This window comes from Pseudomonas mohnii (assembly GCF_900105115.1).
Classification (GTDB): Bacteria; Pseudomonadota; Gammaproteobacteria; order Pseudomonadales; family Pseudomonadaceae; genus Aquipseudomonas; species Aquipseudomonas mohnii.
The window spans coordinates 3,068,794-3,081,649 of the sequence record NZ_FNRV01000001.1 but is presented as its reverse complement, the minus strand read 5'-3'; the positions used below and the strand labels follow the sequence as shown (position 1 = coordinate 3,081,649).

Annotated in this window: 12 protein-coding genes; all 12 read right to left on the bottom strand. The window is 60.3% G+C overall.

Going from position 1 to position 12,856, the window contains the following annotated elements; genetic code table 11:
* Positions 1 to 139: 139 nt before the first annotated feature.
* Positions 140 to 496 carry a DUF6124 family protein gene (locus BLV61_RS14215; RefSeq protein WP_047536160.1) on the bottom strand — a complete coding sequence of 119 codons (357 nt, stop codon included), beginning with the start codon at positions 494 to 496 and terminating at the stop codon, positions 140 to 142.
* Positions 497 to 997: 501 nt separating this feature from the next.
* Positions 998 to 1,642 carry a methionine ABC transporter permease gene (locus BLV61_RS14205; protein WP_090465887.1) on the bottom strand — a complete coding sequence of 215 codons (645 nt, stop codon included), beginning with the start codon at positions 1,640 to 1,642 and terminating at the stop codon, positions 998 to 1,000.
* Entirely contained in the window at positions 1,632 to 2,765 is a 1,134-nt protein-coding gene (locus tag BLV61_RS14200) for a methionine ABC transporter ATP-binding protein (protein ID WP_090465884.1), read from the bottom strand. Before BLV61_RS14200 ends, BLV61_RS14205 begins: the two co-directional genes overlap by 11 nt.
* 2 nt (positions 2,766 to 2,767) lie before the next feature.
* On the bottom strand, positions 2,768 to 3,577 hold the full coding sequence (locus BLV61_RS14195; protein ID WP_047536168.1) for a MetQ/NlpA family ABC transporter substrate-binding protein: 810 nt from the start codon (positions 3,575 to 3,577) through the stop codon (positions 2,768 to 2,770).
* Positions 3,578 to 3,695: 118 nt separating this feature from the next.
* Positions 3,696 to 5,048: an LLM class flavin-dependent oxidoreductase gene (locus BLV61_RS14190; RefSeq protein ID WP_090465881.1), complete on the bottom strand. Its 1,353-nt coding sequence runs from the start codon at positions 5,046 to 5,048 to the stop codon at positions 3,696 to 3,698.
* Positions 5,048 to 6,253 (bottom strand): SfnB family sulfur acquisition oxidoreductase, encoded by a 1,206-nt coding sequence (locus BLV61_RS14185; RefSeq protein WP_090465878.1) that lies wholly within the window; start codon positions 6,251 to 6,253, stop codon positions 5,048 to 5,050. The genes BLV61_RS14190 and BLV61_RS14185 overlap by 1 nt, the downstream gene beginning before the upstream one ends.
* Positions 6,254 to 6,276: 23 nt before the next feature.
* Positions 6,277 to 7,518: an SfnB family sulfur acquisition oxidoreductase gene (locus tag BLV61_RS14180; RefSeq protein WP_090465875.1), complete on the bottom strand. Its 1,242-nt coding sequence runs from the start codon at positions 7,516 to 7,518 to the stop codon at positions 6,277 to 6,279.
* A 367-nt stretch (positions 7,519 to 7,885) separates the two neighbouring features.
* Positions 7,886 to 8,650 carry a hypothetical protein gene (locus BLV61_RS14175; protein ID WP_090465870.1) on the bottom strand — a complete coding sequence of 255 codons (765 nt, stop codon included), beginning with the start codon at positions 8,648 to 8,650 and terminating at the stop codon, positions 7,886 to 7,888.
* Between the two features lie 482 nt (positions 8,651 to 9,132).
* Positions 9,133 to 9,888, bottom strand: a complete 756-nt coding sequence (tcyN, locus tag BLV61_RS14170) for an L-cystine ABC transporter ATP-binding protein TcyN (protein WP_047536178.1) — start codon at positions 9,886 to 9,888, stop codon at positions 9,133 to 9,135.
* A 4-nt stretch (positions 9,889 to 9,892) separates the two neighbouring features.
* Positions 9,893 to 10,558 carry a cystine ABC transporter permease gene (gene tcyL / locus BLV61_RS14165; RefSeq protein ID WP_047536181.1) on the bottom strand — a complete coding sequence of 222 codons (666 nt, stop codon included), beginning with the start codon at positions 10,556 to 10,558 and terminating at the stop codon, positions 9,893 to 9,895.
* Positions 10,558 to 11,352, bottom strand: a complete 795-nt coding sequence (gene tcyJ / locus BLV61_RS14160) for a cystine ABC transporter substrate-binding protein (RefSeq protein WP_047536184.1) — start codon at positions 11,350 to 11,352, stop codon at positions 10,558 to 10,560. Before tcyJ ends, tcyL begins: the two co-directional genes overlap by 1 nt.
* A gap of 290 nt (positions 11,353 to 11,642) precedes the next feature.
* Positions 11,643 to 12,671 carry a D-cysteine desulfhydrase gene (locus BLV61_RS14155; RefSeq protein ID WP_047536186.1) on the bottom strand — a complete coding sequence of 343 codons (1,029 nt, stop codon included), beginning with the start codon at positions 12,669 to 12,671 and terminating at the stop codon, positions 11,643 to 11,645.
* Between the last annotated feature and the right edge of the window lie 185 nt (positions 12,672 to 12,856).

The following is a 12,856-nucleotide window of genomic DNA, read 5'->3' as shown; positions in this document are numbered from 1 at the left end:
GCTGCATAGGTAATTGGAATGGGTCGAATATACGCCATCAGGTAGGGGGCTGCTGCGCAGCCCATCGCGAGCAGGCTCGCTCCCACATTTGGATTGCGTTTCCCTGTGGGAGCCTGCTCGCGATGGCGGTTTTAATGGCTCAACCGTGTTTCATCCCCAAACACTCAATCGATCGATCGACCATCGCCTTGGCGATCTCCAGCAAATGCCAGACCGAGAACACCATGGCCCGGTCGGCGCCCTTGAGGTGGTCGCCGCACTGATAGGCGGTCACAGAGGCGCAGCGCAGCAGATCGGCGACGTAGAGCTGGGTGTCTTCGAAGCTCACGTCTTTGCTGACGTTGTAGAAACGCAGTTCGTCGGGCGGTGAGGGTTGATCGCCGGTGAGGTAGAAATCGATGGCGCGATAGAGCGCCGAGCGGTCTCTGAGCAGGTCATCGGTGATGGCTTCGTTGGAGGGTGTTTCGGGAGGTGGATCGGGAACAGATCTGTCCATGAGTGTTGCTCCTATTGCTTCATGGGAACCGTCACTTCTCGCCTACTAAACGATTGGGTGGCGGCTGTACGCAGGTTAGTAGGCCGGTCAATAGGAAAACCGTGCATCCGAAGATGCCCCGCGCACAGCCACCATATTCTGCATGCGGCAACAAGTGCCGAACATGAGCATGGAATCGCAATGCGCCTATTGTTCCGGGCTACTAAACCCGGTCACTGATGAGCAGTGACGGGCCGAGACTAGTCACCCAAATTGGCAGGCGCAAGCGAGCGGAATAATCTAGGAAATGTCCTGCAAAGGAAAGGGAACAGGGCTGTAGGAGGCCTGTTATTCCTGTAGGAAAAATCTCATTTTTGTAGGAGCGAGCCTGCTCGCGATGGACGTAAACGATAACGAGGGCTGCCTGGATGAACGCGGCGCTCTTGCGCTCATCGCGAGCAGGCTCGCTCCTACAAAGGGCCCCTTTAGTGTGTGTTGAGGCCGAGCGCCAGCCGGGCTCCTTCAGCGTTTGTTGAGACCGCGCGCCAAGCGATCCCCGCCCAGCTGAATCACCGCCACCAAAGCCACCAGCAACACAATCACCGTCAGCATGATCTGGCTGTCGAAGCGCTGATACCCGTATCGATAGGCGATGTCCCCCAAGCCGCCCGCGCCAATCGCGCCGGCCATGGCCGAGGAGTTGATCATGGTCACCAGCGTAATGGTGAAGCCCCCGACGATGCCCGGCAGTGCCTCGGGCAACAGCACGTGCCAAACGATGTGCCCGCGCCGGCAGCCCATGGCTTGCGCCGCTTCGATCAAGCCGTGATCGACCTCGCGCAGGCTGACTTCGGCGATGCGCGCGAAGAACGGCGTCGCGGCAATGGTCAACGGCACCACGGCCGCCCACACGCCGTAGGTGGTGCCGACGATCAAGCGGGTGAACGGGATCAACGCGACCATCAAAATCAAAAACGGAATCGAGCGGAACAGGTTCACGAACGCGCCCAGCGCACGGTTGATGGCCGGCGCCTCGTAGATGCCGCCCTTGGAGCTGGTGACCAGGATCACCGCCAGCGGAATGCCCGCCAGCAGGGCGATCAAGGACGACACGCCGACCATCAGGAACGTGTCGATGAAGCCTTGCAGCAATCGATCAAACCACATAACCCAATACCTCAACCTGTTGCGCCCATTGGCTCGCACGCTGGCGCAATGCTTCGGCGCCGAAGGCCGAGCCGGTCACGGCCAGCAGCAGTTGGCCGAGGGCATGGCCCTGAATCCGTTCCACGCCACCCTGCAACAAGCGCACACGACCGCCGAGGGCAGCGAACAGGGCGGCGATGTCGGGTTCGTCCTGGGCCGTGCCGGTGAATTGCAGACGCAGAACGACCGCGTCATCCGAGCTCTGCGGTTGCGCCTGCAAACGGCTTTGCAGTTCTGTGGGCAGCGCATGTTGCAACGGCGCGAGCAAGGTCTTGCTGACCTCGTGCTGCGGGTTGCCGAACACTTCCCACACCGGGCCCTGCTCAACGATGCGCCCGTGTTCGAGCACGACCACGCGATCACAAATCTCGCGGATCACCGCCATTTCGTGGGTGATCAAAATGATGGTCAGGCCCAGGCGCTGATTGATCTCGCGCAGCAGGCCGAGGATCGATTGGGTGGTCTCCGGGTCGAGCGCCGAGGTGGCCTCGTCGCAGAGCAGAATGGCCGGGTCGTGCACCAGGGCGCGGGCGATGCCGACGCGCTGTTTCTGGCCGCCGGACAGTTGCGCCGGGTACGCCTTGTGTTTGGCTTGCAGGCCGACCAGTTCCAGGAGTTCGCGGACCTTTTGATCGCGTTGTTCCTTGGGCACCCCGGCAACTTTCAACGGCAGCTCGACGTTCTGCCAAACAGTCTTGGCCGACATCAGGTTGAAGTGCTGGAAGATCATGCCGATGCGCCGACGCAGGGCCACCAGGCGGCCTTCATCGAACTCGCCGATGTCCACTTGATCGATCAACACGCGCCCCGACGTCGGTTGTTCGAGGCGGTTGATGGTGCGGATCAGCGACGACTTGCCGGCGCCGCTGCGGCCGATGATGCCGAACACTTCACCGCGCTGGATCGCCAGGTCGATGCCTTGCAGGGCGGCCACCGGGCCTTGCTTGCCTTCATAGGTTTTGCCCAGGCCGACAAAGCGCACGTGGGCACGATTGAGCTCCGGGTGCAGCTCGGTCTGTTGTGCCTGTTCGTGTAGAGGGCGGGGCTCTGGAATCTGCAGTCGCCGTTGGGTCGCTGCCGTCATGCTCAGCTCTCCCAACCGGCTTGGTAGAGCTTGCCGTGAGCTTTATCCAGGGCGGCGCGCACGGCCGGCGAGTGCTGGTAAATGTCGACGAACTTGATCAGGCGCGGATCGGTTTTGCTTTTCGGCTGGATCACGAACTGGATGACGTATTCCTTGTGATCGAGGCCGTCGAACAGCAGGGCAGAGCCGGCATCAAAGGTCTTCGCCAGGCGAATGTAGGCCGGGTAGCCCTGGACCAGATCGGCGTCGTCATAGGCGCGCACCAGTTGCACGGCTTCGACTTGCAGGATCTTGATTTTCTTCGGGTTGGCGATGATGTCTTCTTCGGTGGCCTTGTAGCCGACGCCCGGCTTGAGGGTGATCAAACCGGCCTTGGCCAGCAGCTGCAAGCCACGACCGCTGTTGATCGGGTCGTTGGCGATGGCCACGCTGGCGCCTTCGGGCAGCTCATCGAAGCTTTTGTATTTTTTCGAGTACAGGCCGACGTTGTTGATGATCCCCGGCGCGAAAGGCACCAGGTCAAAACCGGAGGCGGCCTTGGCGTTTTCCAGGAACGGGATGTGCTGGAAGTAGTTCACGTCGATGTCGCCGGCGGCGAGGCTGACGTTGGGGGCGATCCAGTCGGTGAATTCCACCAGCTCGACTTTCAGGCCTTGTTTGCCGGCTTCTTCCACGGCGGCTTCCAGGGGAATGGCGAAGGCGGCGGTGGTGCCGATTTTCAGCGGTGCGTCGGCGGCGAATACCGCGGAGCTGAACAGGCCGAGGGCCAGGGCCAGTGCTTTGACTGGGTTAGAGAGGTGGTTCTTGGTCATGATGGTTTTTCCAGTCAGTGCATGAATTTGGGGTGTTTGGTCGGGCCTCATCGCCAGCAGGCTGGCTCCCACAGGGGAATGCATGGCAACTGTGGGAGCTAGCCTGCTAGCGATGCTTTTAATGCCGGTACGAAGACCCGGTGTGCTGCTCAGGCAAATGCGCCTCACCGTGAAACAGCTTTTCGCGCAGGCTGCCGTTGTCGTAGGCGGTCTTGTACGAGCCTCGGCGTTGCAGCTCGGGGATCACCAGATCGATGAAGTCCACGTAGCTTTCCGGCGTGACGATCCGCGTCAGGTTGAAGCCGTCCAGCCCCGTTTCGGCGATCCACGATTCCAGCTCATCGGCCACTTGCTGCGGTGAACCGACCACGGTGATGTAGCGGCCGCCGAGGGCGTGTTGTTCGAGTAATTTGCGTCGGGTCCAGTCGTTGTTTTGCAGGTTTTTGGTGGCCGACTGGATCGCGTTGCTTTTCACGTACTGGATCGGTTCGTCGATGGCGTACTCGGAAAAATCGATCCCGGTGGACGCGGAAAAATGCGCCACGCCCGCTTCGGCGCTGGCGTAGCTCAGGTACTCGGCGTGCTTCTTCCAGGCCAGTTCTTCGGTTTCGCCGACAATCACGTTCAGCCCCATGAACACCTTGATGTCCTCAGGGTTGCGCCCGGCTTCGACGGCGCTGGCGCGGACTTTGTCCACCTGCACTTTGGTCGACGGTTTGTTCTGGCCGCTGATGAACACGCACTCGGCATGGCGCCCGGCGAACAGCAAACCGCGATCGGAACTGCCGGCCTGGAACAGTACCGGCGTGCGTTGCGGCGACGGCTCGCAGAGGTGGTAACCCTCGACCTGATAGAATTCGCCCTTGTGCTCGACCTTGTGCACTTTCTCGGGCTGCGCGTAGATGCGTTGTTGCGGATCGTTGAGCACTGCGCCGTTTTCCCAACTGCCTTCCCAGAGTTTGTAGAGCACCTCCAGGTATTCGTCGGCCTGGTCGTAGCGGCGGTCATGTTCGACCTGTTCGCTCAGGCCCATGGCCTTGGCGGCGCTGTCGAGGTAGCCGGTGACGATGTTCCAGCCCACCCGGCCACGGCTCAGGTGATCCAGTGTCGACATGCGTCGGGCGAACAGGTACGGCGGTTCGTAGGTGAGGTTGGCGGTGAGGCCGAAGCCGAGGTTTCTGGTCACGGCGGCCATGGCCGAGACCAGCAGCAACGGGTCGTTGACCGGCAACTGGATCGACTCTTTCAGCGTGACGTCCACTGACTGCTGGTAGACGTCGTAGACGCCGACGATGTCGGCGATGAACAAGCCGTCGAAGAGCCCGCGTTCCAGCAACTGCGCCAGTTCGGTCCAGTATTCGATGGTTTTGTATTGGGTCGAGGTGTCCCGCGGATGGGTCCACAAACCGTGGTTGATGTGCCCGATGCAATTCATGTTGAACGCGTTGAGCAGGATCTTTTTCTTGGCCATCAGATGGTCCCCCGTAGCGGCGGGTTTTCATCGTTGAGGTAGTAGTTGCCGACGGCGTGGTACTTCCAGCGCACCGGGTCGTGCAGGGTGTGCACGCGCGCGTTGCGCCAGTGGCGATCCAGGCCGTGTTCGGCCAGGGTTGCCTGGCTGCCGGCCAGTTCGAACAGGGTGCTGCCGGCGGCCAGGGAAATTTCGGTGCTGAGGGCGCGGGCTTCGGCGACGGCAATCGACGCGGCGGCCACGGTCTCGGCGTGGGTGTTGGCCTGGGCTTGGTCGAGAAATTCACCGGCACGTTCCAGCAGGGCTTCGGCGGCGTGCAGGCGAATGCTCAAGTGGCCGAAGCTTTTGATCGTCAGCGGGTCATCGGTGGCTTTTTCGTGGGTGGCGTCGATCCACGGCCGGGTTTTGGTGCGCACGAAGTGCAGCGCATCTTCATAGGCCGCGCGGGCGATGCCAGTGTCGATGGCGGCGTGGAGAATCTGCGCCAGTGGGCCGACCGGTGTCGGGCGCTCGAAAGCGCTCTGGAACGGGATCACGTCTTCGGCGGCGACAAACACGTCTTCGAACACCACCGAGCCGCTGCCGGTGGTGCGCTGGCCGAAGCCGCTCCAGTCGTCGATCACGGTCAGGCCTTTGCTGTTGCGCGGGACGAACGCCAGTTGTTGCACGCCGTTTTCATCCACAACGGACGTCGGAATGCGTTGGGCGTAGATGGCCCCGGTGGCGTAGAACTTGCGGCCATTGATGCGATAGCCGTCGCGCTCTCCCTGTAAATCAGGGGTCAGGCGGGTGACGCGGTCGTGGGCGGTTTTGGTGCCCAGTTCGGCGAGGGCATTGCCGAAGCGCTGGCCGGCCAGCACTTCGGCGTACAGGCGTTTTTTCTGCTCGGGGCTGCCGTTCACGCGCAGCACTTCGAGGGCGTAGAAATGGTTCTGCGGGATCTGCCCCAGCGAGCTGTCCGCTTGGGCGATCAGGGCGATGACTTTGGCCAGGGTGACGTTGGAAACCCCGGCGCCGCCATACTCTTTCGGCACGCTGATGCCCCACAGGCCCGAGCGGGAAAACACTTCCAGTTCCGGGTGTGGCAAACGGCGTTCACGGTCACGCAGGGCGCTGTCGCGTTTGAAATCTTCGGCCAGGTCACTGGCGACAATCAGGGCTTGCTCATCGCTGGTGATGACCGCGACGTGTTGAGAAAGGGTCATGTGTTTCTCCAGATGTCTGGTCGTTAAATCCAGGAATGGCGAGCGGGCAAGGTGCCGTTCAGGTGGTAGCTGCCAACGGCGTGGTATTTCCAGCGCACCGGGTCGTGCAGGGTGTGCACCCGGGCGTTGCGCCAGTGGCGGTCGAGGTTGAACTCGGCGAGGGTGGCGCGGCTGCCGGCCAGCTCGAACAGCTTTTCGCTGGCCTGCAGCGAAATTTCGGTGGTCAGCACTTTGGCTTCGGCCACGGCGATCGAGGCGCGGGCGGCGGACTCGGCGGTGAGCGGCGCGGCGCTGACCTGATCGAGCACCTGCCCGGCCTTGCGCAACAGGGCTTCGGCGGCGTGCAGTTCGATTTTCAGTTTGCCGATGTCGGCGATCACGTACAGGTCATCGCTGGCCCGTTCGACCTGGGCGTCGATCCATGGCCGGGCACGGGTTTTCACGAACTCGATGGCGTCGTCGATGGCGCCACGGGCGATACCGGCGTCGATGGCGGCTTGAATCAGCTGCGAGACGGCGCCCTGGGTATTGGGCTTTTCATTGATCTTCCAGTTGTCTACCACCTGCTCGGCATCGACCCGCACGTTGTTGAGCAAAATGGTGCCGCTGGCGGTGGTGCGCTGGCCGAAACCGGACCAGTCGTCGACGATACGCAAGCCCGGTGTGCCGCGAGGCACGAAGGCCAGTACTTGCTTGCCGTCGTCATTGAGCGCCTTGACCGCGACCCAATGTGCGAACAGCGCGCCCGTGGAGTAAAACTTCTGCCCGTTTAGGACATAACCATCGCCGTCGGCGGTGATGCGCGCCTTGAGTTCAAGGGTGTTTTTGCTGCCGCGTTCAGGGCCGGCATTGCCGATGCGCGAGCCATTGAGCACGCTTTTGAAGATCTGTTTTTTCTGCGCTTCGGTGGCGCTGCCGAGCACCAGGTTGAGGATGCCGAACTGGTTCTGCGGAATCTGTCCGAGGGCCGGGTCTGCCGCGGAAATGATCGCGAACACCTCGGCTATTGTGACGAACGAAACCTGCGGGCCACCGTAATCGCGCGGGATGGCAATGCTGCCCAGGCCGCTGCGGGTGAACTGTTCGATTTCCGACCATGGCAGCTTGCGCTGCTGGTCGCGTTTGGCGGCCTGCAGGCGGGCGACTTGCGCCAACGCGTGGGCGGCCTCGATGGCTTGTGCGTCGTTGTGCAACACCTGCGCGGGCAACAAACGGGGGGCGACGTCCAGATCACTCTGGACAATTGCATCTGCCAGACTGGACATCAGCGCCACTCCTTGGCTGCACGCAATGCCCTGGCGATCTGCACTGGGGTGATTGTGTTCCGGACCATACCTACCTCGCATCTCATGGAAACGCCGCGGTGTGCGGCGAACGAAAACAAGAATGTCCGGTGGTCCGGTGTATATACCCTAAGCGTTTATAAATAAGTTTTGAACTAACTTTTAGGAATATATATAGAAGTGTGTCATCACGCACTGTTCATGGGGCAACAGTTGTTTCTGGGGCAACAGTACAAGGCTGAATTTGGCTTTTTCCAGGCGCAAGGCTTGCCCGCGATAGCGCCCGCCAGATCGCTATCGCGGGCAAGCCTTGCTTCTACAGAAAAGCGCCGCGCAAGGAGCAAATTTCTCATCGCCTGCGGTGTTCGGCGGCTTTGAGGGGGGCTTTCTTCGGGACTTTGAGGTAAGGGTTGGCGCAACCAATCTTCAGCGTTCGCGCTGGCGCCCAGCGCGAGCTGTTGCCCACGCGGTCGAGGATGCAGTACGTCACTTCCAGGCGCAGGTCTTCGCCGGCTTCGAGGATGATCGCCGGCGGCACCCAGACCTGGATCGGTTGACCCACGTCGCTGGCTTTCAGCCGGGGCAGGTCCATGCGTACATCGCCCCAGCGCAGGGTGATTTCGTCGTCGACCGCCATGTTCATGTACGGCTCGATGGTGAGCGGCACACCCCGTTTGACCTGGCTCGGATTGACCCCCTGACGGCGAATCGTCTCGGGAATGCTCACCGGTGCCAGGCTCTGTATTTCGTCGCCATACAAGGCGCAGGGCTGGCCACCGGGGCAGTCGAGTTTGATCTGCACGTGGCGGGTGGCCGACATGACCGGACTTCGGCCCACCTGCATGACCCGGTAGTGGATGCCCGAACTGCCATTGGCGATGAAGCTCTCGGGCACGCGCAGCTGAACGGGGTGGCCGATATCGGCGGATGTCAGCACCCGGGAAGTGACGTAGCAGTGATTCCAGAACAGTTCGATCAGGTCGCCTTCGTCCATTGCGGTGTAGGGCGGCACCTGGATCAGCAGATGCGCGGCCGAGGTGATGTTGATGCCGGTCTTGTGGGATTGCGCCAGGGTCGGTGCCGCCAGCTCGGTTGTGTTCGAGGTAGTTGCCATTTAAGTCTCCTTGAAGTCTTGCAGCGAAGTCCATTTCTTAAAAAACGGGAAAGTGAATTTCGAACAGCAAAACTGTTCATTACTTTTGAGTTGAAATAATGAGTGAGCGTGATGAGTGACGCCGGTGGGAGACTAGATACGAGTTCGCTTGAATAAGTGTCAATAGAGTTAGTTGGTTAAATACAAAATCATCTGTTATTCAGAAAGTTCCTACGCAGTGCAGTTAATAAACGCTATTGGTGCGTCGAAATTGACTATGAAGGCCAGAGGTCACGCGGCTTCGGGCCAAGGGAATGAGGTGGTTGGTGGCATGGTCGTTCTTGGGCTACAGACGTATTGAGTCTGTTTCGGGATATATATATGTACCCCGCGCGCTGACAAAAAGCGGTCTATTGTTTGTGCAGTTTATTTGTGTGTGAATGAGGTGCTGATTGAGGGGTGCAACTTCCTTCCTTGGAAGTTGGCGATTGTTGCGAGGGTTTTTAGTTGTGTGAGTTGTTCAGAAACTTGCTGAGAAATTGTTTCGTGCGTTCTTCTTTAGGGTGGGCAAACAGCGCCTTTGCTTCGCCTTGTTCGACGATCACGCCCTTGTCGAAAAACACCACGCGATTGGCCACGTCGCGGGCGAAGCCCATTTCGTGGGTGACGATGACCATGGTGCGTTTTTCCTCGGCCAGGCTGCGAATGGTCGAGAGCACTTCGCCTACCAGCTCCGGGTCGAGCGCCGAGGTTGGTTCGTCGAACAGGATCACTTCAGGTTCCATCGCCAGCGCACGGGCAATGGCCACGCGTTGTTGCTGACCGCCCGAAAGGCGGCGCGGATAAGCGTCTTCCTTGCCCGCCAGGCCGACCCTGGCCAACAGCTTTTTACCCAGGGCAACGGCGTCGGCGTGCGGGACCTTCTTGACGATGATCGGGCCTTCGATGACGTTTTCCAGGGCGGTGCGATGGGGGAACAGGTTGAAGTTCTGGAACACGAAGCCCACGTGCTGGCGCAAGCGGCGCACCAGGCTCTGCTGCTGGTTCAACGGGCGGCTGGTATCGATCTCGATGTCGCCGACCTTGATCCGGCCGCTGGTGGGTTCTTCCAGGAAGTTCAGGCAACGCAGGAACGTGGTCTTGCCCGAGCCGCTCGGCCCGATGATCGCCACGACCTCACCTTCCTTCACTTGCAGATCGATGCCGTTGAGCACGACTTGACCCTTGAACTGCTTTGTCAGTTTTTCCACGACAATCATGGGGTCAGGACTCCTGGTCGTGCCGATTGACCCGGGCTTCCAGCTGGTTCTGCAGGTGCGACAGCACCGTGGCCAGAATCCAGTAGATCAGCGCGGCGGCCAGATACATGGTGAACACTTCGAAGGTACGGGCGGTAATCAGCTGCGCCTGACGGAACAGCTCCGGCACCTGAATGGTGGCTGCCAGGGCGGTGTCCTTGACCAGTGAAATGAAGCTGTTGCCCAGCGGCGGCAATGCGGTGCGCATCGCCTGCGGCAGGATGGCCCGGCGCAGGGTCTGCGCACGGGTCATGCCGATACTGGCAGCCGCTTCCCACTGGCCGCGCTCGATGGAACTGATCGCGGCGCGCAGGATTTCACAGGCGTAGGCGGCCATGTTCAGCGAGAAGCCGATCATGGCCGCCGGCAGCGGATCGAGTTCCATGCCCAATTGCGGCAAGCCGTAATAGATCACGAACAGTTGCACCAGCAACGGCGTGCCGCGAAAGAACGACACGTAGATGCGGGCGAGCCAGCTCACCAGTTTGAAGCGCGACAGGCGCATCAGTGCCAGGCCGAAGCCCATCACCAGGCCGAAGAACATCCCGCCCAGGCTCAAGATGACCGTGTAGTAGGCCCCCTTGAGCAGGAAGGGCAGGGAGTCCAGTGCGAGTTGAAAAGCTTCTTCCATTATTGAGTGACGTCAGCGCTGAAGTATTTTTCCGAAAGCTTTTTCAGCGTACCGTCGGCGCGCAGCTTGTCGATGGCTTTGTTCACGGCGGCCAACAGCTCAGGCTCGCCTTTGCGCAGGGCAATGCCGGCTTCCTGGCGCGAGAAGGCTTCGCCGGCGGCAGAAGTGTCCTTGGCTTTCTTGGCGTATTCCAGCGCGGCGAGGCGGTCGATCAGGATGGCGTCGATACGGCCGACACGCAGGTCCTGGAACTTGGTCGGGTCATCTTCGTAGGTACGGACGTCAGCCTTGGGCACATTCTCTTTCACCCACGCTTCGTAGTTGGTGCCCAGGCCTACGCCGACTTTCTTGCCGGCCAGGTCGGCGGCGGTCTTGATGGTGTCCTTGTTCTTGGTCAGGGTCAGCGCCTGAATCCCGGAAACGGTGTAAGGCTCGGAGAAGTCATACTTCTTCTTGCGCTCTTCGGAGATGGTCACCTGGTTGATCACGGCGTCCAGACGCTTGGATTCCAGCGCCGCGAGGATGCCGTCCCATTTGGTCGGTTGCAGTTTGACCTTGACGCCCAGCTCTTTGGCCAGGGCTTCGGAGAACTCGACTTCGAAGCCGGTCAATTTGCCGTCGGCGTCGACGAAACTGAACGGCGGGTAAGTGCCTTCCAGACCGACGTTGATCACGCCAGCGTCCTTGATTTTTTGCAGTTGCTCACCGGCAACCGCTTGTCCCAGCAGGCCGACGCCCAGCGCCAGGCCCAGCGAACCCACCAGCAGATTTCGACGTAGTACGGAAAAATTCATGACAAGCCCCTATGGTTTCTTATGGAAGACGCTTCAGGAAAGTTGGCGAATTCGGGATTTGAGCGACTGCGATATCCTGCCCTAAAGCAGCGTATGCGTCTTGCTGCAAATTCGCCTGGGGTATGACTATATGATGGCGTTATTAGATTAGAAAATAATCAATAATATTTTTGTTATTCCATAAAGGAATAATAGGTGGGCTACTGTTATTCGATTGGGATAGCCGTTCAACCGTAATGGGGGGGCGCTTCGCACCCCCCACCGTCCCGACAAGGTCCCTCGCCTCAGGGTCAGTCAGTCAGAAATGCTGTGTAGGCAAACAACGCCGGCGCCCCACCGGTGTGCAGGAAGATGATCGGGCCTTCGTCGAAGCGTTGACGACCGATGCCATCCAGTAACCCGGCCATGGCTTTGCCGGTGTAGACCGGGTCGAGCAGCAGGCCTTCCTGACTCGCCATCAGCTTCACCGCCGCCAGTGTCCCGGCATTCGGTTCGCCGTAACGCGGCGCGAAATACTCGTCCCACAACTCGACCTTGAAGCTCTTCGGCAGGCTCACGCCCAGCAACTCGGCGGTGCGCTCGGCCAGGCCCTGTACCTTCGGCCGCTGGTCCTCATCGCTGCGGGAGACCGTAACGCCAATTACTGGCAAATCCGGCAGTGCTTCACTCAGGGCCAATGCCAGGCCGCTGTGGGTCCCGGCGCTGCCCGAGGCCAGGACCACGGCGGCGAAATTCAGGCCGGTGTCCTTGATCTGTTCCGCCAGTTCCAACCCGGCACGCACATAACCCAGGGCACCCAGCGCATTGGAGCCGCCAATCGGCACCAGGTACGGTTTTTTGCCATTGCTGCGCAAGCGAGCGGCCAGGGCGTGCAATTGCTCGTCGGCATTGTCGAGGTTTTCCACCTGTTCGACCTTGGCATCGAACAGGTCCAGCAACAGCCGATTGCCATTGCCGAGGTAGTTGGCGTCGTCGGTGCCGAGGGGATTTTCCAACAGCGCTACACAGCCCAGGCCCAGTTTGGCGGCAATGGCGGCGGTCTGGCGCACATGGTTGGACTGAATCGCGCCTGCGGTGATCAAGGTGTCGGCACCTTGCGCCAGGGCATCGGCGGCCAGGTACTCGAGTTTGCGCAGCTTGTTGCCGCCCATGGCCAGGGGTGTCAGGTCATCGCGTTTGACATAGACGTCGCGCCCTAGCCAGGTCGACAGGCGTTCGAGTTTTTCCAGGGCGGTGGGCTGACCGAGCAGGTCGAGACGGTTAAAGCGAGCAAGCTGTTGTTTGATCGGCTCTTGATTGAACGGCTCTTGATTGAACATGGTTCCGTACTGGCGGTGGGAGATGTGTGGACTATAGGCACGCCTATTTGAAGGGGCAACCGCCAACCGCCGATCGCTTATAGCCAACGGTGCTTAACACAGCACAATTGGTTCTTAATTTGGCTTGCAGACCTTGCCGTAAAGTAATTGCCGGTGACGCGGCCAGACTGTCCGGCCGCCCGTGA

Coding starts and splice junctions, on each gene's coding strand:
- tcyN (WP_047536178.1), bottom strand. CDS start 9,888: ATGATTGTCGTGGAAAAACTGACAAAGCAGTTCAAGGGTCAAGTCGTG.
- BLV61_RS14155 (WP_047536186.1), bottom strand. CDS start 12,671: ATGTTCAATCAAGAGCCGTTCAATCAAGAGCCGATCAAACAACAGCTT.
- BLV61_RS14200 (WP_090465884.1), bottom strand. CDS start 2,765: ATGACGGCAGCGACCCAACGGCGACTGCAGATTCCAGAGCCCCGCCCT.
- tcyL (WP_047536181.1), bottom strand. CDS start 10,558: ATGGAAGAAGCTTTTCAACTCGCACTGGACTCCCTGCCCTTCCTGCTC.
- BLV61_RS14215 (WP_047536160.1), bottom strand. CDS start 496: ATGGACAGATCTGTTCCCGATCCACCTCCCGAAACACCCTCCAACGAA.
- BLV61_RS14205 (WP_090465887.1), bottom strand. CDS start 1,642: ATGTGGTTTGATCGATTGCTGCAAGGCTTCATCGACACGTTCCTGATG.
- BLV61_RS14190 (WP_090465881.1), bottom strand. CDS start 5,048: ATGGCCAAGAAAAAGATCCTGCTCAACGCGTTCAACATGAATTGCATC.
- BLV61_RS14185 (WP_090465878.1), bottom strand. CDS start 6,253: ATGACCCTTTCTCAACACGTCGCGGTCATCACCAGCGATGAGCAAGCC.
- tcyJ (WP_047536184.1), bottom strand. CDS start 11,352: ATGAATTTTTCCGTACTACGTCGAAATCTGCTGGTGGGTTCGCTGGGC.
- BLV61_RS14180 (WP_090465875.1), bottom strand. CDS start 7,518: ATGTCCAGTCTGGCAGATGCAATTGTCCAGAGTGATCTGGACGTCGCC.
- BLV61_RS14175 (WP_090465870.1), bottom strand. CDS start 8,650: ATGGCAACTACCTCGAACACAACCGAGCTGGCGGCACCGACCCTGGCG.
- BLV61_RS14195 (WP_047536168.1), bottom strand. CDS start 3,577: ATGACCAAGAACCACCTCTCTAACCCAGTCAAAGCACTGGCCCTGGCC.